The organism is Emticicia sp. BO119 (assembly GCF_013912375.1).
Taxonomy (GTDB): domain Bacteria; phylum Bacteroidota; class Bacteroidia; order Cytophagales; family Spirosomataceae; genus Emticicia.
On sequence record NZ_JACETV010000006.1, the window covers coordinates 249,539 to 270,910 of the forward strand.

Genomic DNA, 21,372 nt, shown 5'->3' on the forward strand with positions numbered 1-21,372 from the left:
TAATACCCCATTAATAGAAAAAAGCTTATAGGTCTGATTTTTTCTGTCGTATATACATGATATTATAAACCACAAAATTGATTAAAATATGAACAATTTACTGCGAGGATTATTGGCCGGTTATGGCGCAAAGAAATTAGGAGGCGGTTGCTTTGGCACCATTATCGTTTTCATTATTTTATGGGTCATTTTAGGGCAATGCAGCTAAAATAATTCCTATGCATTCATATAAGGTCCAGTTCTACTCCTGTTAGAACTGACCTTTTTTTGTTAAAGAATTTGCTGTTAATGAATATAAGCCACTCCGTCATAAACCAATAACCGTAGCAAGTCCGAGTCTCTCAAATGCCAGCTTCCCCACGCAATAGGCGAATCTCCGTTAGTATCCTTTACGGTTATATCTGCACCTGCATTAATAAGCATTTTTACAATATCAAGATTAGCGTAGGCTGCTGCCCTATGCAAAGGAGTTTCCCCTCTAAGGCGCACATCTCGCATAAAGCAGAGGCCATCTTCGCTTCCTGCTATGGTTCTTTTATTGACATCTGTTCCAGCAGCTATCAATAGTCTTACAATTTCAGTTCTTTCCTCCATTTCACTTGTTTTGCAGATCGTATAATGCAGGGCGTTTTCGCCTGTATTGGCAAAAGCAAAATCCGCTTTTTCTCCTTTTTCCAATAACCATTTTACTGACTCAATTTTCCCATTAAAAGCGGCATTACATAGAAGATTAGTCTGCTCGAATGTAATATCCGCTCCTAAACTGTAAAATAAATCCAATGCCTCTATGTTGCCCTCCCATGCAGCCGAAAAGACCGCAGTGGTACCCCATTGATTCTTAAAATTTATATCTGCACCCTCTGACACTAACTTTTCAACGGTAGCTAAATCACCATTTAAAGCTGCGTCGAGCATTTTTCCATCTAAATTTCCCATCGTATTTCTAATAGATTTTTTGATCTTTTACTTTAATAGAATTGAGAGAATGCTATTATTACCTACCATTGAGCTTTCTTGACACATCTCACTGAAATCGCCCCGATTTTTTTCATATCAGGTTGTAAAAAAAGTACTTTTCTACCATTAGCAAAATTAAGGAAGCTGGCATTGTCACTATTAAATTCTGTCAAAGTCCAGTAAAAGCCGTGACCCTCTATTCTGCTATAAGTTACGTCAATATTTCTATTGCCTGCGAGCGTCATTCCAAAGTTTGGTTTTTGTTTCCTTAATAGTTTTTCAAAGGACTCTTTTCCTGTACTTGCGGATTCCTTAAATTCGCCATTATAGTGATTCAATAAAATGTGCCATTCATCAGTTAATGGTAAATGCCAGCCTTCGCCTAATGAAACACACACACTTTGCGCAGCTTTATAGGGATAAAGTCTGCCATATTTTTGATAATAAATCGAAGAGTCATTGTAGCAATAAGAACCCGGAATATCCGCGTTCAGGTTTTTTATTGTCCACCTATTATTATGAGACATTTTTTCAAATAGCTGCGCTTCACTTTGATTAGGTATAGCTAAAAAGATAACTACAAAAAACAAGAAATAAATGCACTTTTTCATTTTATAAAATTAGCATAATTATCACTCAGAAGCTATCCAGAATAAAACTATAATATACCCTCTGAAATACTTAAAAACGAACTGGATAGTACTACAAAATTGATTAAGATATGAATAATTTGTGCTTAAGGTTGTTTTAGCCATATAAGTTATTTTATTGAAATGAAATCTATAGACAAACCATTTCTTATCTAAATCCGTTATTCTATTACGAGTATTTTTAAATTTTATCTTGTGAATGACAAACTTCTGACAGGGTATTGATACCTGTGGCAGATTTCTAATCTTAAACTAAAGAAAATTAGCAGCAAACGCATTATGGGATTCGACAAAAACTTATTAAAGATCAAAACCCTGGGTGAACTGAAAGTCAGTAATTATAACCCGAAATCTATTAAACAAGAACTTCGCGACAACTTAATAGAGAAACTTAAAAATAAAGAAGTAGTATTTCCGGGCATTTGGGGCTACGAAGACACTGTGATTCCCGAAGTGGAAAAAGCGATTTTGTCTATGCACCACATCAATCTGTTAGGGCTTCGTGGACAAGCCAAAACACGTATAGCCCGTCTGATGGTAAATCTATTAGATGAATACGTGGCTGTGGTTGAAGGCTCTGAATTGAATGATGATCCATTAGAACCACTCTCACGTTTTGCGAAAGATATGATTGCAGAAAAGGGCGATAACACCCCTGTTAGCTGGTTACCACGTTCAGAACGCTACAACGAGAAATTAGCTACCCCTGATGTATCCATTGCCGATTTAATTGGGGATGTTGATCCGATTAAAGCAGCTACTTTAAAACTTCCGTATTCTGACGAACGTGTTATTCACTTTGGTATGATTCCACGCTCGCACCGTTGTATTTTTGTTATTAACGAATTACCCGATTTACAGGCACGCATTCAGGTTTCTCTATTCAATATTCTGCAAGAGGGCGATATTCAGATTCGTGGATTTAAATTGAGAATCCCATTGGATATTCAATTTGTATTTACAGCTAACCCGGAAGATTATACTAATCGTGGTAGTATTGTTACACCTCTGAAAGACCGTATTGATAGCCAGATTGTGACACACTATCCTAAATCAATTGAGACAGGACGTAGAATTACCGAACAGGAAGCTATCATTAAAACTGAGCAAAAGAAAATTGCTGTCAACGACATACTGAAAGACATGATTGAGCAAATCGCCGTAGAAGCCCGCCAAAGTGAATACGTAGATGCCAAAAGTGGGGTTTCGGCTCGTATGACAATTTCGGCTTACGAAAATCTCCTGAGTTCAGCAGAAAGACGTTCATTGATTAATGGTGAGAAAAATGTAAATGCGCGTGTATCTGATATTTATGGGGCGATAGCAGCCATTAATGGTAAAATTGAGCTGGTATATGAGGGAGAAGTTGAAGGCCCGGTTTATGTAGCGCAGAGCTTGATTGGCAAAGCGATGCGCACAGAGTTTTTAAAGTATTTCCCGAACCCAGAAACATTAAAGAAAAAGAAATCGGGTAAAAATCCTTTCCAGCAGGTATCAACCTGGTTTGGGGAGGGCAATGTGATTGATTTCCTAAATGACCTTACTGACCGTGAATATAAAGCAAGATTGAAAACCATTGACGGTTTAGATGAATTAGTAGAAAACTTCCATCCAAGACTGAACGAAAATGATAAACTTTTCATGATGGAATTTGCCTTGCATGGCTTAGCGGAATATTCATTAATCAGCAAACAGGCTTTGGACACAGGCTTGCAATTCAAAGACCTGTTAGATAGTATGTTTGACCCGAATAAGATGAAATTTGATGATGAGGATGAAGATGATTTTAAGCGGTTTTGATAATTAATCCATAAATAAAACAGGCTCATGAATATGAGCCTGTTTTATTTATAATTCTGCTTTAAAATTACCCCAACTTTGCTAAAGCCTCTTCCAAAGCTTTGATTTTAGCTTCTGCATCGGCTAATTTCTGGCGCTCCTTTTCTATAATTTCAGGCTTGGCGTTTTGTACAAAACGCTCATTGCTCAATTTTGCCTCCGTTGATTTTTTGAAACCTAGTGTATAGTCCAGTTCTTTAGTAAGATTGGCTTTTTCGGTTTCTATATCAATATTAGACCCTAAATCAATTGTAAACTCATCACCTTTAATGACAAAACTGATACCTTCGGCTTTATCCTCTACGTATTGTATGCCTGAGATATTTGCCAATTTCTGAATCAATCCTGCCAGTGCCTCATAACGTGTTTTATTATTTGTTTTAATGGCTAAAGGCAAGGCTTCTTTAGGTGAAATCTGTTTGGCATTGCGAGTATTACGAACGTTTGATATGATTTCAGATAAAATCTCAAAATCACCTAAAATTTCCTCCTCAATTGCTCCTACCGTTGGGAATGGCGCAATACATATTGAATCGTTAGCTTCTCTTGTTTTGATATTCTGCCAGATTTCTTCTGTAATAAATGGCATCCAAGGATGAGCCAATCGCATTAACGCATCAAATATTTCAAGCGTAGCCTCGTATGTTTGCTTATCCATAGGTAAACTTTTCCCATCTACATAGGCAGGCTTAATCATTTCAAGATATTGCGCGCAGAAATCATCCCAGATAAGGTTATAGGTACTCATTAGCGCATCTGACATTCTGAATTTACTGTAATGGTCAAGCGTTTCAGCTAATAATTTATTAAATTTTGACTGAAACCATTGAATCGCCTTAGCAGAAGCCGGGCTCTGAGTCTCAGTTTCTGAAACCTCCCATCCTTCTACTAATCTGAAAGCATTCCAGATTTTATTATTAAAGTTTCTGCCTTGTTCAATCAACTTTTCATCATATAATAAATCGTTTCCGGCAGGTGAACTGAATAACATACCCGTACGAACACTATCAGCGCCATATTGCTCAATTAAAACTAACGGGTCTGGAGAATTACCTAGAGATTTTGACATCTTACGGCCTTGTTTATCTCTTACAATACCGGTCAGATACACATTTTTGAACGGATAAGTGCCTTTATACTCATATCCGGCAATAATCATGCGTGCTACCCAGAAGAACAAAATTTCAGGAGCTGTCACCAGGTCATTAGTCGGATAGTAATATTTAATATCCTCATTATCAGGATTTTTGAACTCATCAAAAACCGACATAGGCCATAGCCAAGAACTAAACCATGTATCTAATACGTCTTCATCTTGCGTTAAATCATGCTCACTTAGCGCAAAGAGCTGGTATTTATTGCGGGCAATTTTTAATGCTTCTTTTTTATTGACTGCTACAATGCAGGTACCATCTGGCATATAGTAAGCCGGAATACGATGTCCCCACCAAAGCTGGCGGCTGATATTCCAGTCTCTTACGTTCTCCATCCAATACTTGTAGGTATTTTTGAATTTTGGCGGAATAAACTGAATGGTATCGTCCATTACGTTTTTCAAAGCAGGTTCTGATAAATCTTTCATTTTCAAAAACCACTGCAAAGACACTTTTGGCTCAATTACCGCACCCGTACGCTCTGATGTACCAACGTTTGATTTATAGTCTTCTACCTTTACCAGATTGCCCGATTCTTCAAGCATTTTGATAATTTTCTTACGTGCTACGAATCGGTCTTCTCCTACCAGAATCCGGGCTTTTTCATTCAGTTTGCCCTCGTCTGTCAGAATATCAATCACGGCTAAGCCATGTTTTTGACCCAAAGCATAGTCGTTCTGGTCATGCGCAGGTGTTACTTTCAAGGCACCTGTACCAAAATCTACCGTTACATAATCATCGGCAATAATCTTTACTTCACGGTTGATAAGCGGGATTCTAACTGTCTTACCAATTAAATCCTGATAACGCTCATCAGTTGGGTTTACACAAATCGCCGAGTCAGCCATGATGGTTTCGGGGCGAACGGTTGCAATCGTTACGCTTCCTTCATCTCCATCATAACGGATATATACCAGTTTCTGCTGAATATCTTTCATGATAACTTCCTCATCCGAAACCGTAGTTTTGGCCTGAGGGTCCCAGTTTACCATTCTGTATCCACGGTAAATCTCACCTTTATTATATAAATCAACAAAAACCTCAATTACGGCATCATATAAATTAGGCTCCATCGTAAAACGCGTACGATCCCAATCGCAGGATGCACCTAATTTACGTAACTGTTGCAAGATGATTCCGCCATATTTCTCTGTCCATTCCCAACAATATTTCAAAAATTCTTCACGAGAAAGGTCACTTTTATTGATTCCTTTTTCTTTCAGCATAGCAACCACCTTGGCCTCCGTAGCAATAGAAGCATGGTCAGTACCTGGCACCCACAACGCCTCTTTTCCTTCCATTCTGGCCTTACGGGTCAATACGTCTTGTATAGTATTGTTCAGCATATGTCCCATATGTAAGACGCCTGTGACGTTAGGCGGTGGAATCACGATGCAATATGGCTCTTTGTCAGGATTCGGTGTCGACTTAAAGTACTTGTTATCAGTCCAATACTGATACCACTTGTCTTCGATTTCTTTCGGATTGTAGTTCTTGCTTATCATACTTATCTGGTGTTCGTAGTGAACGAACTTAGTTTGTGTATTTCACGATAGTTGTACGACTATCTCAGTTTCCTCTCTTTCATTGCTAAAAGGAGTGCAAAATTACGTTTTTTTTGCCGAATTTGTGCTTGGTACGTATATAAAAAACCTGCAAATCTGTTAGCCAGACCTGCAGGTTGAGTCAGGGTTGAATATTTAAAATCTATTGTTTAGTTGGCATCAATAATTCTGCCTGAGCCTGAAATTTTACGGCTGATTCTTGGATCGCCTTTAAACCAAACTGTTCCGCTACCTGTAATATATACATCAAGATTATAATAAGCTGTAGTTTCGCAACGGCCAGAACCATCGATATCGACATCAGAATTATCGACATGCAGGCCAAAAGATTCAATTTTCCCACTTCCGGTCATGGTATAGACGGCATTTTTTGCATCTCCCTCCATGTAAATCAAGCCTGAGCCACTTATTTGTGCATTCACATCATTTTTCATATCTAAAGCAGCATCAATCAAGCCACTACCTGATAATCGCAAATCAATGCTTTTACCATAGATTTTGTTATCGCTGATTATCCTTCCACTGCTTGCGACATCAATACTATAAATATCAGGGGTCTGAATCCAGATTTTGATTTTTTTATTGGTATAAAAACCTCCGTTCGCATCCAGAATTAATGTATTACCACTGATACGGGTGATAATACGAGGAATAATATTACCCTCTGCTTCTATCTGAATATCTCTGGCAGGACCCTGGGTAAGGATTACCTCAGCACCAAAATCCAGTTCAATGCGATTGAAATAGCCTGCACGACGGTATTCGGTTTCTATGATGCCATTTCCTGTTTCTTCATAAATATTACAAGATAATAATCCTACCACTCCCAACAGGATTATGCTAACAAAGATTAGTGTACGTTTCATTTTAGTTGCGATTTTAGCTTTTTCTAAGTTTTTTTTGTCTTTAACTATTAGATGCTATATGTTTGCATAAAGTTGTCTGGTAAAGTGTTAATGACTTGTTAAAGACAATTCAGTGATGTTTTTCCCTTATCTAAGCAATATAAAAAATGAAAACACTTTGGGGTGTAGACCTGGGCGGTACCAAAATAGAAGGCGTTGTAATGAATGCCAATACAAACGAAGTATTATTACGAAAAAGAATTCCTACCGAAGCCGTTAAAGGTTATGAGCATATTATCAGTCAGATTGCTAGATTGATTGATATGATTAAAGAAGAAACAAAACTATCGCCTGTAGCGGTAGGTTTTAGTACACCGGGAGCATTAGACCCCAGTACCCAGACAATGAAAAACTGCAATACTACCTGCATGAATGGACAACGCATGAAAGAAGATATTGAAAGAGCCATTGGGGTGCCGATTGAGATTGCTAACGATGCCAACTGTTTTGCTTTGGCAGAAGCAACTATGGGCATCGTGAAAGATGTAGTGCCTGATGCTAAGGTAGTATTTGGCATTATATTAGGCACTGGTGTTGGCGGAGGTGTGGTAATTAATGGACAAGTGCTCAATGGCAGACATGGCATTGGTGGCGAATGGGGACATAATGTATTGGAAGACGATGGCTATGAATGTTATTGCGGTAAAAGAGGATGTAACGAAACCGTTTTTTCAGGCCCGTCCTTACAACGTTATTATGAGAAATTAAGTGGTAAGACTTTGACCATGAAAGAAATTTACCAGAATTTTAAAGAGGGTAATGACCCTCATGCCACTGCGACAGTCAAATATTTAACCAAATCATTTGGTAAGGCTATTTCTTATATTACCAATGTAATAGACCCTGATGCCATTGTGGTTGGTGGTGGTGTAGGTAATATTGACGAAGTATATACCGAAGGACCGGAAGAATTAAAGAATTATATATTTAATAGCCGGGTAGTAGAAACACCTTTCTTAAAACCTAAATTGGGTGATAGTGCGGGGGTATTTGGAGCAGCCGAATTAGTAAGGGGATATTAACATCGATTTTATAAGTATTAAACGAGGGAGTCGTCTGTGGAGCGACACCCCCGTTTAATTTATGATTTTAACGATTTCCCGATTTGACTAATTTGCTCATCATAACTATTGTCATTTCTAATACCTTTTGGGTTTAAACCATATTCATTTTCACCTACTTCTCCATCCTGAAAAAGCATCCAAAGCACATAAAAAGGTATTATCTGATACCAGCCACTTCTATCCAGGTCATGGCACCGTTTAGCTCCCTGAGCCAGGCTAAACCACCACATAGGAATATAAAGAATAATGAATATTACAAGCCATTCGTTGCCCTTTGACCCCAATCCAAATAAGATTATCAGATTGCAGAAGAAATTCACAGCACAAAGAATAATACAGGAAAGGCCATATTCTGTTCTTCGGATCCGGCCGCTAAAAGAAAAAGGTGCTTTAAACATGAAATTAGTAACCCAGCTTTAAAAATTATTTTGATACCTACAGATTCTGATCAAGAAAATGCCTACCCTATTGAAACACTCTTATTTATATTATGACTCTAAAGATTTCCCGATTTCATCAATCTGATCATCGTAGCTGGCTTCATTCCCTATACCTTTCGGATTTAAGCCATAGCCATTTTCACCTGCTTCGCCATCTTGAAAAAGTAACCAAAGAAAATAGAAAGGAATAATCTGATACCAGCCGCTATTACCTACATCGTGGCAGCGTTTTGCTCCTTGTGCAAGCATGAACCAAACCAATGGAATATATAAAATCAAGGTTATGATCTCTGCTCCTGTATTGGGTAAAATCAATGCAATAAAAAAGATAACAACCATATAGACAACATAGGATAGCCCATATTCTGTCCTGCGTATTCTGCCATCAAATGAAAAAGGTGCTTGGAACATATTGATATGAGTTTAAATAATTAAATCATCTGCCTTCTTTTAATCTGTAAGTACTTATTAATAGCTTCAATACTAAGCAGGTGCGGTTGGGATATTAAACCCTGAATACCTGATTTAACCAACTCTTTCAGTATCAACTCATTCTGGCTCAAAAAATGTTTGCCTATTGTATTTGAATAAACCTCTCGAAGGTTGTTTACCGGTTGATTGACCAACTCAACAATTTCTGAATTTTCAAAAAAGACTACTAAAACAAGATGATACTTTGCAATAGCCTTCAGATATTGCAAATTTCGTTTCAGGCTATTAATTGAGTCAAAGTTTGTAAATATGATTAACAAACTTCTCTGCCTTACTTTAAAACGAACAAATTTATATAATCTTTCAAAATCAGACTCAAGGAAATCGGTGGTGAGATTATATAGCATATCATTTATAATGCCAAACTGTTTATAATCACTTCTTGCTGACAGATAAGCACAGTTTTTCGATGAAAAAGTAATTAATCCGGCCTTATCTTTTACATCTAAGATTGATTTGGTTAAGGCTATGGTGCCATTAATGGCATAGTCTAACAATGTTTGCCGATTAAAAGGCATTTTCATGCTTCGCCCCATATCCAGCACCATGTAAATATCCTGGCTTCTTTCAGCCTGATATTGATTCAGCATCAGGCGCCCCTGTTTGGCGCTTGCTTTCCAGTTGATGTGTCGGTAATTATCGCCGTTTACATAATCTTTTATCTGCTCAAATTCAAGGCTCTGACCTATTTTGCGTATATTGGTTGTACTAATCTGCGAAAAATTATTGGTCAAGGCATTAATAGGCAATTTTTTAAACTGCTCAAAAGATGGATAACAACTGACAGAAGTAATACTTTCAAAAATCATTCTCCGAGCCACAAACCTCAGAAACGAAACGCTACATAAGATATTTGTGTTTTGCCAGGTATAAATTCCTCTCTGAGTGGGTTTTATTTTATATATAACCTTCTGACTTATTGCTTTTTTTAATAGAATTACAAGCTTCCAGATACGCAATTGTAATAAATCTGGTAAATCTTCATAGATAGTCAAAGATAAATCTATTGCCGAATTATTTCTGATTTGCAACTCAATCTGATTTTCGTCTCCATTGCTTAGTCTGTTAGGTAAAATTCTTACGCTACTAATCAGCTCTGATATACTGTAAAGCAGAATACTTTCAATTAGTACAATTAAAAAAAGTATAAACAGCAATAACTTACCCAATGTAAAACTAAGATCAAGCACCAGCCCAATACAAAATAGTGCAATGCAGATTCCAAGGACAAAAAATGCTCTCGGGGTCAGATAAAACGATTTAAAGAAATTCATCACCGTGGAATCTCTACTTTTGAAAATAGGTTGTCAAGTACTTCATCTTCATTTACTCCTTCCATTTCGGCATCAGGGGTCAGAATAATCCTGTGCCGTAACGTCGGTTTTGCCATACTTTTTACATCTTCGGGAGTCACAAAATCTCTGCCAGATAAAGCTGCCTTTGCCTTAGAAGCCAACATAAGAGCAATTGAAGCACGAGGAGAAGCCCCCAACTCAAGTAATTTATAATTTCGCGTTGCCTGTATAAGTAAAGTAATGTATTTGAGTATATGATCTTCGATAATTACTTGTCTGACAATCTGACGAAGTTCTTTTAAAAGCCTGATGCTTAAAACTGGTTGCAGGTTTTCAACCACATCTTTATAGGTTTCATAATTGAAACGTTTCAGCATTAACACTTCATCATCAGCCGACGGATATCCGATGTTCACTTTGAAAAGGAAGCGATCTAATTGTGCTTCGGGTAGCCGGTAGGTGCCTTCCTGTTCAATGGGGTTCTGTGTTGCCAGTACAATAAAAGGCATATCCATCAGATATGTATTACCATCAATAGTTATCTGACGCTCTTCCATCAACTCAAATAAAGCTGCCTGTGTTTTTGCCGGAGCTCTGTTAATTTCGTCTATCAGTACAATATTGCCAAAAACAGGTCCTCGCTTATACTCAAAATCTAATGTTTTCGGATTAAAAACAGAAGTACCTAATACATCAGAAGGCATTAAATCAGGTGTAAACTGAATCCGCTTAAATGAAATGTCTAATACTTTACCCAATAGTTTGCTCAACATGGTTTTAGCCACCCCTGGTACTCCTTCTATTAATATGTGTCCATCACTCAATATCCCTATTAATATCAGGTCTATTACCTCATCCTGCCCAAAAACGATCTGATTAAGCTCGTGTTTAATATCACTCACAGCTTTGGTAACCAATTCAAGGTCTATTCTATTTTTAAAGATTTCTTCTTCGTTTTCCATCGATAATGTTTATGCTTTGTAAAATGAGTTAATTCTTTGATATAGATTCATTAGGCTTTGTTTCGTAATTTCTTCCTGCGATTTAATAAGGCTAATTTCATCAAAAATCTCATGAATATCCTGTAAACTCCTTCCTGTTTTCAGGCTTATTTTTTCCAATTCCGATTCCTGAAAATCTTTGGCATGGATATGAAAGTTATGTACCAGGTATTCAAAAAACTGGGTAATAACCTTATCAGCAATAGATTTATGATTCTGTTGCTGCCAATATAAACCGCTTACAACTGTAATGTAGGCCTCACTATTATTTTTAGGGGTACTATAAATTGGAATTGGTTGCTGGATTCTTCTATAATAAATCAATAAAAATAAGCCTATACCAATCAAGAAAGTATAAAAAGCCCACACTAATGGTGGATTTTCGAAGATTACCCTAAACACTTCGCTCTTTCCAATATCTGTCGATGAAGCATCATCAGCACTATTTACCTTCCGGTAATAATCGTCCCAAATAATATTATTTTCTGCAAGATTTATCTTATCTGCTATTTTATTAAAAAGCGTATAATTATCCTGATAAAGCAGAAAATAATTACTCACCAATATCGGATTGTTACAAAGAAATATATGACCATATCCACATTCAATCTCAAGCAATTGCACATTGTTCTTATCATCCGTAATAAGTGTATCTATATCTGTTATCAGATCATTACCGGGCAGATAAATAGAATCTAATATCGCTGTAACAGGCTTATGTCCCCATAAATGATATTGTGTCTGAGTGCTATCTTCTTCATTCCACTTAATACTCCAACGGTTTTCAGCTAAAAAAGGAGGAAATGCCCCATTCATTTTATTAACTCGAGTAGAATTGTATAGCGAATCTATCAGTTCGGTAGTAAAACCGAAAGCACATATAAAGACATTGTTCCCTTTACTGGCAAAAGCTTTTAAATGATTGATAGCAAGACTTTTAGGATAAAAATTGGGAGACACAATCATATAAGTTGTATTAACTGTCTCACCCAAGCCTAAACCGGTTAATTCAAAACTGACATTGTTTTCCTTGAACCCTCCTCCTGCATTCTGCTTGAGTTCATCAAAAAAGAACTTGGAGTCATACGGTTTATATGAATAACGGCTTACTGTGAAAGACTTATCGAATTTTTTATCCAAATTCAATAATTTATTCAGAATAAGGACTAAGAAAGTTACTATTATTATCAGTATAGCCCCAACTATAATTGATCTACCTTTCATGCTTTTTTAGTCAGAAAATCTTTAAAAGTTTTTTCAATTTTCAGAAATGCCGGTTCAGAAACAGCAAAATTCCCAAACCATAAATATTCATAATAATTCGTGCATTCAATAAACAACCCCAGTCTCTCTTTTGAAAAAATATCTCTTTTGCTTAGTTCACGTGTATAATCCTGATTGGTTTTATCGATATTAAATTCTATCAGATGAGATTCATTCAGCATTTTCATTACCCATAAGTAGTAGTACCTTGTAGCAAGCCGATAATTTTTATCCAGGATACATTTTTCTATCTGACTACTTAAATCGACAACATTGACCGCCTTAATATCAGATTCTCCTGTTAGCATCTCACTGGTAGTAACCCGAATTTCAGGATTAGTTTTAAACCTAAAACCTTTCAGATTCTTAATAAGAAGATAGCAAGCACCCAGAATAGCTAAACCTATAATAACCCAGACCAAGACTTGAAAAACAGAAGCAATTATTTCAAAAATCTTACTTAAATTACCAATTTTGGGTTGCTGTGTTGGTATTTTCTTTGGTATTGTTTTTTTTTCGCTTTTAAATTTATCTACATACCATAGTTTTTCTTCACTTTTTTTCAATGAATCAACGTGGCTCTTTGATAACGCCCCCTTATCAGCAAAAGACATTGTACTTGAAAACAGGAAAATAAACCCTGATATAATTATTTTATTTATGAACAATGTCTTCAAGGTATTTTTCATAAGTATAATTTTCAGTCAGCTTTTTAGAATAAATAAAAAAGTACCAGATAACCACGAGCCAACTTCCTATAAAAATCAGCGACAAAAACAGCATGATTAAAATATTATTGTTCTGAAAGCCTTGCTTTCCGAGATAAGTTACGTAGCTCTCTATCAGCGCAGCTATAGTAGTGAAGGGAATAGTTCCGATATAGATTTTTGCGCTTTCTGATAAACCTTTTCTGAAAGCTTGTTTTCGGGTTAATGTACCCGGAAACAGAAAACTCAAACCCAGTATAAACCCTGCCATACATTCAAGTATTAGACCCATCAGTTCAAAAGTCCCATGCAGCATAATCACAAATATGGCATCAGTGCCAAGGTTATTCTGAATAAAAAGTGATAGAAAAGCACCTACCATCACTCCATTCGAAAATGTAAAATAAAAACTGCCAATACCTAAACATATACCTGAGATAAAGAGAATGAGGCCTACCCGAAGATTATTGGAAAAAATTGATAAAAACATCTCTAAAGGCGATTTTGAATCATATACCCCAAATGGCTCTCCATTTTTAATATTTTCTTCGGTCATTCTTACATAATCCTTCCCAAGAATACCCTCAATGAAATCTGTATCAATAAAAGAGCAGATATAACCTAAAATACAGAATGTAAAAAAAATTGCAGTAGCTATCCAGAGCACTTTTCTATTATGGCCAATTGCGGCAGGAAAGTCTTTTATCCAGAAATGATAAAAAGGATTCTTATCTTGCTTTTGCTGTAGAAATATCTTCTTATAAACCCTTGATGAAAGAGAGTTTACATACTCGTTAATTTTGCTATGAGGATAATGTGTCTGAGCATAAGACAAATCATTCATTAAATCGATAAAATCGGATGAAATCTCATCAGGATCTGTTTTAAGATCATTTTCAATCTCTTCCCATCGCTTATTATTTTTATCAATAAAATTACTTTCTCGCATAGCATTATTTGAAACCTCGGTGAAGCAAATTAGAAAATATATTTGATAATTTATATTTTTGAAAATAAAAAATTAATTTTATCCGGCAACTAAAGCATTGTAAAATGAAAGCAATTTTTGTCCCGACTTATCTGAATATTGACCTCAAATTTGAATTAGCCCATGTTGGTACACGCTTTGGTGCCTATTTAATCGACTGGATAATCAAGTGCCTGTACCTGGTAATTGTTTCTTCTGCTACAAGTATTACTTTTGGGGGTAGTTCGGTATTGCTCTCATTTTTTATCTATCTGCCGCTTATCTTCTATTCATTTTTCTTTGAGTGGCTCAATAAAGGACAGTCTTTAGGAAAATATTTTTTAAAAATCAGAGTGGTGGGCATTGATGGCAATTATCCGTCTATCTATCAGTGTGCTGTGCGATGGTTGTTTTTAGGGGCAGATACCTGGCTGATCTGGTTATTCGTATTTATTCATGTGTCATTTTACTTTTTTGCACTTTTTAGTCCACTTATAGGAGGGCTATTGATTATCCTTACAGAAAAGCACCAACGCTTTGGCGATATGGCTGCCAACACCGTTGTGATAAATACAAGGCAAAAAGAAATTTACATTGAAGATACAATTTATGCTTATGCTACAAAAAATAAAGGGTATGAGCCAAAGTATCCTGAAATTATGAGGCTGTCCGACAAAGACATCAATCAGATAAAATTTCTATTAGAAAGAGGAAGTGAAACGTTGAACCCTGAAATCGCCAACAAGCTTGCAAAGCACATAAAGAATCTACTGAAAATTGAAAGCACTGATAATAACTATGATTTTCTGAAACAATTGCTGAATGATTATAATTACTATGCAATAAATGAGGTAAAGTAGATACATTAAAAAATCCTCTCAGTGGGCTGAGAGGATTTTTTCTATACACTTAACTGTGTCCGTCGGAAAGTTTTGTTCAGAATTCCCCGATAAATACTTCCAAATTTTTCGTAACACCATTTTTTCAATTCACGTACTTCTCGGAAAGACAATAGTTTTAATGCTTTTTTTAATTCTTTTTCAAACAAACTACTTTCAAAACTTACTTTTTCCAGGATCACTTTCACGTAATCTAACATTTTCATAAATCATTAGTTGGTTAGAATGGTTATAGCGATTAGATAAATGTAAATTTACTAAATTTTTTTTTATTAAAGTCAATAAAAAGTTTAATTTTTTATTAAAAATAGTTCAATTAAACTCAGTAATATTTACATTTTATATTATTCTAACGCCTCAATTGCTTCACTTATTTCTTTTTTAATATTAAAAAAAGATGAAATCTTTAGCATTACTGCCTCCATCACTGCATCAGGGCATGAAGCACCACAGGTAAGCATAATAGTTGTCTTTTCTTGTTCAGGAATAAAGTTGGTTGTTAGTTCCTGTTTATTATGAAGGTCATAATGCTGAATTAAGTTCTTGTCTAAAATTTTATCTTGCGACTGAATAAAAAAAGTCGGAAGTTTTTCTTCACATAACTCAACAAGATGCGAAGTATTAGAACTATTATAACCGCCTACCACTACAGCAAAATCAGCTTCGTTTTTGAGCAAGGCGTAGGTTGCTTCCTGATTATCGTTAGTAGCATAGCAAAGGGTATCACGAGTATTGGCAAAGTGCTTTTCAACTTCTTGTGGCTGTAACTGAAAATAAGTAGTCATTACCTGTTTTAGATAGTCAGCAATAGCCTGCGTATCTGAAGCTAACATCGTTGTCTGATTTACAACGCCAATACGAGTCAAATCTTTTTCAGGATCAAAACCTTTTGAATATTGTCCTGCAAAATCCAGATAAAACTGTTTACCGGGCAACACCTTGGTTATATATTTAGCCAAGCGTTCTGCTTCTTTCATATCGTTCACTACAACGGTCGGCGCATTTTCTTTGCTGTGCGAGAAAGTTGCTCTGGTTTCTTCGTGCTTGGGTTTGCCATGCACTACAATGCTATATCCCCTCTCTCCTATCTGCGTAGCCCGGTTCCATACTTTCTCTACAAAGGGGCAAGTCGTATCATATTTATACGGGTCAATCTGCAATGACTCTAATTGTTGCTGAATTTCTAAGGTAGTCCCAAAGGCAGGTACAATTACTACATCATCAGGGTTTAGCTCATTCCAGTCAATCAATTGATTCCCTTTTGTATCCATTAGAAATTTCACACCTTGCGATAACAAATCAGCATTTACATCAGGATTATGAATCATTTCACTTAACAAGAAGATACGCTTATCTGGATTCTCATTAACCGTTTTATAAGCAATTTCAACTGCATTCTCTACTCCATAGCAAAAACCGAAATGACGCGCAATCAAGAAACTTACAGGCCCCAAATCTATTAGTGTAGGCTCAAAATCTTTCTTTAGCCGATCTTTTGCCCGACGAATTTCCTTTATTTTACTGATGATAGTACTCTTATAAATCTCCGGAATAACAAATGATTTCATAAAAATTATAATTATTTTAATAATCAATTTGACTGAACAAAAAACGGCATAAATTGTTAATCATATAGTGTGCCAAATATATACCTGCTCTGCCTATTAATTACACAAATTTACAATATCTGTAAGATAAAATAAGGAATTATACGTATTTTCGCACCAGATAGCATCCGCTATATAAAAGAACATATTTTAATGCGTTTGAGTTTTATTTTTCTCTTGGGAGTAATTTGTTTTAGTTCTTCGGCACAAAGTACGTTTACTCCGCTGAATAACGACTATTTGCATTTTATCGAACGCTATGAAATAAAAAGCGGAAAACTTTCAAATAAATTTTATAGCAATGTTAAGCCCGTCGGCCGTAAAGATTTATTAAGTCTTACTGTCGCCTTAGAAAACGACTCAACAGCAAAACTTTCGAAAGTTGATTATTTTAATATCAATTACCTGCAAAATGATAGTTGGGAATGGCTTCAGGATAGCTACCCTGATGGAATGAGCAAAGGTAAAATTACTCAGAACAATACAAAAAAACCACTCTTCAAATACTTCCTTCAAAAGAAATCAGACTTTTATTACTTCAACAACGAAGATTTTGATATCCATATCAGTCCCATTTTTCAGTTTGGTATTGGTGGAGATAATCTGACAAAAAATGCCCCGTTTACTAATACACGTGGTATAGAAATCAGAGGCAATCTTAATAAAAAATTAGGATTCTACTCAATGCTTACTGAAAACCAGATTTCGTATCCAAAATACGTCAGGAATTACTCCAGACTATATAATGGTTTCCCATATGAGGGCTTCACCAAAATCGTTGACAGTGATTCAACCCGTATGATAACCGATTTTTTTTCTGCAAGAGGTTATATTACATTCAGGGCTTTAAAAAATCTTACTTTACAATTTGGGCATGATAAAAACTTTATAGGCTCAGGCATTCGGTCTTTGATTCTATCTGATTTCTCAGCACCTTACCTGCATCTGAAAGCAATTACGCAAGTCGGCAGGTTTCAGTATATCAATATATTTGCACAAGCTGTTAACAAACAAGTTCCTGTTGCCAAAGACGGTACAGAGCAAATACCACCAAAATACTTTACTTTTCACCATCTGAGTGCTAATGTTACCAAAAACCTCAACATAGGTCTGTTTGAAACGGTGGTATTCGGGCAACGTAAAGTTGGATTTGACATTAATTATCTGAATCCTGTTATTTTTTACCGTTATGTAGAAGGGCACTTAGGTAGCGTAGATAATTCTATTGTTGGAGCCGATTTTAAGTATAATTTTCTGCGCCGCTTCTCCCTATACGGACAACTGGTTTTAGACGAATTTAACTTCAAGCATTTTAAAAGAAAAGGCTGGTGGGCTACTAAATATGCTACCCAGATCGGCCTCCGCTATGTTGACGCTTTAGGCGTTAAAAACCTTGATTTGCTGACTGAATATAACTTAGCCCGGCCATATACCTATAGCCATAATTCGTCTTACAGTAATTTTGTACACTATAATTTGCCCTTAGCTCACCCATTAGGCTCTAATTTTCGTGAATTTTTGTTTATTGCCCGGTATCAGCCTTCACCAAGACTGACTTTGAATTATAATTTTATGATGGCCCGGCATGGCGAGGATTATAATTTTATTAACTGGGGAGGAAACATTCAGCGCAATTACAATCTGCTTCGCCCATACGATTACAATAATTTTATTGGGCAGGGTAATGAAGCAAATATTCAGAATATCGAAATAGGAGCATCTTATATGTTAGGACATAACCTATTTATAGACACCAGTTTCCAGAACAGAAAAGTAGATTATCCTGAAACTTCCGAAAATACCTCAAGTAATATATTTTCATTAGGAATCAGATGGAATATAGGCAAAAAACAGCTATTGTTTTAAAGCCTATTTCAAATGCGCTATTCTTTATTCATGAATAAGATAAGTTTTTTAGGATAGACTTTCAATTGCAGGTCTAATCTTGGTTTTTAAATACATTCTTATCGTTTTCATCTACTTTTAATCTTATTTTCACGGCTTCTTCATCTTTTTTTTTAATTTTGCAATATAGTTGCATTTATAATAGTGCAATCAAATAATAGTATGATTGACCCAATGAAGAAAAGCCTTCTTATATTTATTTATTTTCTATATTTATCCTCTTTTGCGCAAACAAAAGAAGAAACACCGGGTGTCCACTGTGATTGCTTTATACATGGTGTAGTGTTAGACAACACTACCAAAGAACCCATCGTTGGGGCAGTAGTTTTTGTTAAAGAGCAAAATAAAGGTACTATCACCGATATTAACGGACATTATCATATTGCTAATCTTTGTCAGGGAACTTATACTGTTGTAGGTCGGATTGTTGGCTATCAGGAAAAAACCTATACTATTAAACTTTTACATGAGGCCGAGCAGGAAATTAAACTTTCTGAAGGTGAGTTACACTTAGCCAATATAGATATTAAAGCAGAAAAGATTGATAACCTGACTCAAACCAAAAATGTATTAGAGAATGCTGCGCTTGACCAGAACAGAGGGCAATCTTTAGGTGAAACTTTGAAACAAATATCAGGTGTAACTACACTCCAGACAGGTAGCTCTATAGCCAAACCTGTTATTCACGGTATGCACTCGAACCGTGTATTGATTATGAATAATGGGGTACGGCAGGAAGGACAACAATGGGGTAGCGAACATGCCCCCGAAATTGACCCGTTTGTAGCCAAGAAAATTACAGTACTAAAAGGGGCAGCAGGTGTACGGTATGGCTCTGATGCCATAGCAGGCGTTATCATGCTTGAACCTGAAGCCCTACCAGATTCCACCAGAATGAGTGGTGAGATAAATACAGTATATTTTACTAATGGTAACCAGATTGTAACCTCAGGTATATTCGAAGGCGGGATTCGCCCGAAAAAAGCTGCTGTTCCGCAGTCGTTTGGGTATCGGGTACAAGGTACTTTTAAGAGAGGCGGTGATATTTCTACACCAGATTACAGGTTATCCAATACGGGTGTATCTGAAATCAATTTTTCGGTAAGTGCAGATTATAAAAGACGTAACTGGCAGTCAGAGATTTTCTTCAGTCAGTTTAATACCCAGATTGGTGTATTCGCAGGCTCACATATCGGTAATGTAACAGATCTGATAGAAGCGATTAAACGTGGCAGCCCATTGAATATCTATACACCAGAAAAATTCACTTATACTATTGGGAGACCTTATCAGGACGTACAACATAATTTGATGAAACTAAAATCTACTCATCAGCTAAAGAGCGGTAAGCTGTCGCTTACTTTGGGAAGACAGTACAACTACAGAAAAGAAGTGGATATTCTGAGAGGAGATAAAAACCTAATTCAGCTTTTTCAACTGACCACCTACACCGGAGAATTACTCTTTGAACACAAGCCCCTGTTTAAATTACTGACAGGCTCAGTGGGGATCAACACTAATTTTCAGCAGAATCTGACAACTGGCACTTTACGGGAACCACGCTCTTCAACTGTATTAATCCCTAATTTTCAGAATCTGACTGGAGGTGTATTTCTGATTGAAAGAATCGTTAAAAATCAATGGGAAGTTGAGGGGGGGCTTCGTTATGATTTCCGTAACTTAGATGTGTATAGAATTCCAAGAGGGCAGCAGGCTAAAGTAGAAAGCAAAAAGCAGAATGAAAATTTTACTGGTACTTTTGGTTTGAATTTCAGACCTAACTCACAATTGAATTTCCTGTTTAATCTTAGTTCGGCCTGGCGGGCTCCTACTGTCAACGAATTATATAGCGATGGCGTGCATCATGGTGCAGCCAGTTATGAAAAAGGCGATGAAAATCTGAATGCCGAGGTAGCTACCAATTTGTCGTTTACTGCTAATTATATTACCAAGCTGTTTCAGCTTGAATTACATCTGTATAATAATTATATCCGTAATTTTATCTTCCTGTCTCCAACAGGGCGGCCAACACTTACTATCCGTGGAGCATTCCCAGAGTTTTGGTATGCACAAACTAATGCACGTTTCAGGGGAATAGACTTAAGTGGTAATTTTCAGATTCATAAGCATATTTCTCTAAATTCTAAATTATCTTATCTACAAGCGCAGGATATTACCCATACACAACCATTAATCATGATTCCACCGAATCGCTGGGAAAATACCCTTCGCTATGAATGGAAAAAGAGTGGAATTTCGCTCACTAATTTGTATGTAGCCAGACAAAGCCGTGTGCCAACAAAAGTAATTTTCAGTGAAATTCCTACAGACGAAATTATATTCAATCAATACGGTGGCGACTTCGCACCTCCTCCATCAGCATATATGCTCTGGTCGGCTGCTTTTACTCAACAACTAAAGTTTAATAACCGGAATGGTATATATATATCCTTGACAGTAAACAACTTACTGAACACTTCTTATCGGGATTACCTGAATCGATTCAGGTATTTTGCTGACGAAATCGGTAGAAATTTTGTAATAAGAGCTAAATATTCGCTCTAAAATAATTGTTTTTGGTTAAATATTATTTTTGCAATATTGTTGCACAATCAAAAATATAGATTTATATTTGCATCGTTGTTGCAAATACAGATTCATC

General features: G+C 36.3%; 18 protein-coding genes. 5 read left to right on the top strand and 13 right to left on the bottom strand.

Annotated features, from left to right (window positions below; genetic code table 11):
* Positions 1 to 285: 285 nt before the first annotated feature.
* The gene (locus tag H1R81_RS19640; protein ID WP_181842443.1) at positions 286 to 936 is read right to left on the bottom strand and encodes an ankyrin repeat domain-containing protein; all 651 of its coding nucleotides are present in this window, start codon (positions 934 to 936) and stop codon (positions 286 to 288) included.
* A 62-nt stretch (positions 937 to 998) separates the two neighbouring features.
* Entirely contained in the window at positions 999 to 1,568 is a 570-nt protein-coding gene (locus tag H1R81_RS19645) for an FISUMP domain-containing protein (RefSeq protein WP_181842444.1), read from the bottom strand.
* Positions 1,569 to 1,886: 318 nt separating this feature from the next.
* On the opposite strand from H1R81_RS19645, the gene H1R81_RS19650 reads away from it, so the two are divergent.
* Positions 1,887 to 3,407: a magnesium chelatase gene (locus H1R81_RS19650; RefSeq protein WP_181842445.1), complete on the top strand. Its 1,521-nt coding sequence runs from the start codon at positions 1,887 to 1,889 to the stop codon at positions 3,405 to 3,407.
* Between the two features lie 67 nt (positions 3,408 to 3,474).
* Here H1R81_RS19650 and H1R81_RS19655 read toward each other — a convergent pair whose 3' ends face one another.
* Positions 3,475 to 6,105 carry a valine--tRNA ligase gene (locus H1R81_RS19655; RefSeq protein ID WP_181842446.1) on the bottom strand — a complete coding sequence of 877 codons (2,631 nt, stop codon included), beginning with the start codon at positions 6,103 to 6,105 and terminating at the stop codon, positions 3,475 to 3,477.
* A gap of 209 nt (positions 6,106 to 6,314) precedes the next feature.
* A complete protein-coding gene (locus H1R81_RS19660; protein WP_181842447.1) occupies positions 6,315 to 7,031 on the bottom strand; it encodes a head GIN domain-containing protein in 717 nt (238 codons plus the stop codon).
* 146 nt (positions 7,032 to 7,177) lie between these two features.
* Between H1R81_RS19660 and H1R81_RS19665 the strand changes: the two genes are divergently transcribed.
* Positions 7,178 to 8,092: an ROK family protein gene (locus H1R81_RS19665; protein ID WP_181842448.1), complete on the top strand. Its 915-nt coding sequence runs from the start codon at positions 7,178 to 7,180 to the stop codon at positions 8,090 to 8,092.
* Between the two features lie 59 nt (positions 8,093 to 8,151).
* Here the strand turns inward: H1R81_RS19665 and H1R81_RS19670 are convergent, their stop codons facing one another.
* The 7 genes from H1R81_RS19670 to H1R81_RS19700 all read right to left on the bottom strand — a co-directional run bounded on the left by H1R81_RS19670 (position 8,152) and on the right by H1R81_RS19700 (position 14,281).
* The gene (locus tag H1R81_RS19670; RefSeq protein ID WP_181842449.1) at positions 8,152 to 8,532 is read right to left on the bottom strand and encodes a DUF805 domain-containing protein; all 381 of its coding nucleotides are present in this window, start codon (positions 8,530 to 8,532) and stop codon (positions 8,152 to 8,154) included.
* Positions 8,533 to 8,622: 90 nt separating this feature from the next.
* Positions 8,623 to 8,985, bottom strand: a complete 363-nt coding sequence (locus tag H1R81_RS19675; protein ID WP_181842450.1) for a DUF805 domain-containing protein — start codon at positions 8,983 to 8,985, stop codon at positions 8,623 to 8,625.
* A 20-nt stretch (positions 8,986 to 9,005) separates the two neighbouring features.
* Positions 9,006 to 10,340 (bottom strand): DUF58 domain-containing protein, encoded by a 1,335-nt coding sequence (locus H1R81_RS19680; protein WP_181842451.1) that lies wholly within the window; start codon positions 10,338 to 10,340, stop codon positions 9,006 to 9,008.
* Entirely contained in the window at positions 10,340 to 11,323 is a 984-nt protein-coding gene (locus H1R81_RS19685) for a MoxR family ATPase (RefSeq protein ID WP_181842452.1), read from the bottom strand. Before H1R81_RS19685 ends, H1R81_RS19680 begins: the two co-directional genes overlap by 1 nt.
* A gap of 9 nt (positions 11,324 to 11,332) precedes the next feature.
* Entirely contained in the window at positions 11,333 to 12,586 is a 1,254-nt protein-coding gene (locus tag H1R81_RS19690; RefSeq protein WP_181842453.1) for a DUF4350 domain-containing protein, read from the bottom strand.
* On the bottom strand, positions 12,583 to 13,314 hold the full coding sequence (locus tag H1R81_RS19695; protein WP_181842454.1) for a hypothetical protein: 732 nt from the start codon (positions 13,312 to 13,314) through the stop codon (positions 12,583 to 12,585). The genes H1R81_RS19690 and H1R81_RS19695 overlap by 4 nt, the downstream gene beginning before the upstream one ends.
* The gene (locus tag H1R81_RS19700) at positions 13,280 to 14,281 is read right to left on the bottom strand and encodes a stage II sporulation protein M (protein ID WP_181842455.1); all 1,002 of its coding nucleotides are present in this window, start codon (positions 14,279 to 14,281) and stop codon (positions 13,280 to 13,282) included. The genes H1R81_RS19695 and H1R81_RS19700 overlap by 35 nt, the downstream gene beginning before the upstream one ends.
* A gap of 104 nt (positions 14,282 to 14,385) precedes the next feature.
* Between H1R81_RS19700 and H1R81_RS19705 the strand changes: the two genes are divergently transcribed.
* Positions 14,386 to 15,159: an RDD family protein gene (locus tag H1R81_RS19705; protein ID WP_181842456.1), complete on the top strand. Its 774-nt coding sequence runs from the start codon at positions 14,386 to 14,388 to the stop codon at positions 15,157 to 15,159.
* A gap of 41 nt (positions 15,160 to 15,200) precedes the next feature.
* Here the strand turns inward: H1R81_RS19705 and H1R81_RS19710 are convergent, their stop codons facing one another.
* Together H1R81_RS19710 and H1R81_RS19715 are read right to left on the bottom strand one after the other, a co-directional pair.
* The gene (locus tag H1R81_RS19710; protein WP_130019799.1) at positions 15,201 to 15,404 is read right to left on the bottom strand and encodes a hypothetical protein; all 204 of its coding nucleotides are present in this window, start codon (positions 15,402 to 15,404) and stop codon (positions 15,201 to 15,203) included.
* A gap of 138 nt (positions 15,405 to 15,542) precedes the next feature.
* A complete protein-coding gene (locus H1R81_RS19715; protein WP_181842457.1) occupies positions 15,543 to 16,766 on the bottom strand; it encodes a 4-hydroxy-3-methylbut-2-enyl diphosphate reductase in 1,224 nt (407 codons plus the stop codon).
* Between the two features lie 192 nt (positions 16,767 to 16,958).
* Between H1R81_RS19715 and H1R81_RS19720 the strand changes: the two genes are divergently transcribed.
* A complete protein-coding gene (locus H1R81_RS19720; protein ID WP_181842458.1) occupies positions 16,959 to 18,671 on the top strand; it encodes a capsule assembly Wzi family protein in 1,713 nt (570 codons plus the stop codon).
* Positions 18,672 to 18,884: 213 nt separating this feature from the next.
* Positions 18,885 to 21,275, top strand: a complete 2,391-nt coding sequence (locus H1R81_RS19725) for a TonB-dependent receptor (RefSeq protein WP_181842459.1) — start codon at positions 18,885 to 18,887, stop codon at positions 21,273 to 21,275.
* Positions 21,276 to 21,372: the final 97 nt, after the last annotated feature.

Coding starts and splice junctions, on each gene's coding strand:
- H1R81_RS19640 (WP_181842443.1), bottom strand. CDS start 936: ATGGGAAATTTAGATGGAAAAATGCTCGACGCAGCTTTAAATGGTGAT.
- H1R81_RS19645 (WP_181842444.1), bottom strand. CDS start 1,568: ATGAAAAAGTGCATTTATTTCTTGTTTTTTGTAGTTATCTTTTTAGCT.
- H1R81_RS19650 (WP_181842445.1), top strand. CDS start 1,887: ATGGGATTCGACAAAAACTTATTAAAGATCAAAACCCTGGGTGAACTG.
- H1R81_RS19655 (WP_181842446.1), bottom strand. CDS start 6,105: ATGATAAGCAAGAACTACAATCCGAAAGAAATCGAAGACAAGTGGTAT.
- H1R81_RS19660 (WP_181842447.1), bottom strand. CDS start 7,031: ATGAAACGTACACTAATCTTTGTTAGCATAATCCTGTTGGGAGTGGTA.
- H1R81_RS19665 (WP_181842448.1), top strand. CDS start 7,178: ATGAAAACACTTTGGGGTGTAGACCTGGGCGGTACCAAAATAGAAGGC.
- H1R81_RS19670 (WP_181842449.1), bottom strand. CDS start 8,532: ATGTTTAAAGCACCTTTTTCTTTTAGCGGCCGGATCCGAAGAACAGAA.
- H1R81_RS19675 (WP_181842450.1), bottom strand. CDS start 8,985: ATGTTCCAAGCACCTTTTTCATTTGATGGCAGAATACGCAGGACAGAA.
- H1R81_RS19680 (WP_181842451.1), bottom strand. CDS start 10,340: ATGAATTTCTTTAAATCGTTTTATCTGACCCCGAGAGCATTTTTTGTC.
- H1R81_RS19685 (WP_181842452.1), bottom strand. CDS start 11,323: ATGGAAAACGAAGAAGAAATCTTTAAAAATAGAATAGACCTTGAATTG.
- H1R81_RS19690 (WP_181842453.1), bottom strand. CDS start 12,586: ATGAAAGGTAGATCAATTATAGTTGGGGCTATACTGATAATAATAGTA.
- H1R81_RS19695 (WP_181842454.1), bottom strand. CDS start 13,314: ATGAAAAATACCTTGAAGACATTGTTCATAAATAAAATAATTATATCA.
- H1R81_RS19700 (WP_181842455.1), bottom strand. CDS start 14,281: ATGCGAGAAAGTAATTTTATTGATAAAAATAATAAGCGATGGGAAGAG.
- H1R81_RS19705 (WP_181842456.1), top strand. CDS start 14,386: ATGAAAGCAATTTTTGTCCCGACTTATCTGAATATTGACCTCAAATTT.
- H1R81_RS19710 (WP_130019799.1), bottom strand. CDS start 15,404: ATGAAAATGTTAGATTACGTGAAAGTGATCCTGGAAAAAGTAAGTTTT.
- H1R81_RS19715 (WP_181842457.1), bottom strand. CDS start 16,766: ATGAAATCATTTGTTATTCCGGAGATTTATAAGAGTACTATCATCAGT.
- H1R81_RS19720 (WP_181842458.1), top strand. CDS start 16,959: ATGCGTTTGAGTTTTATTTTTCTCTTGGGAGTAATTTGTTTTAGTTCT.
- H1R81_RS19725 (WP_181842459.1), top strand. CDS start 18,885: ATGAAGAAAAGCCTTCTTATATTTATTTATTTTCTATATTTATCCTCT.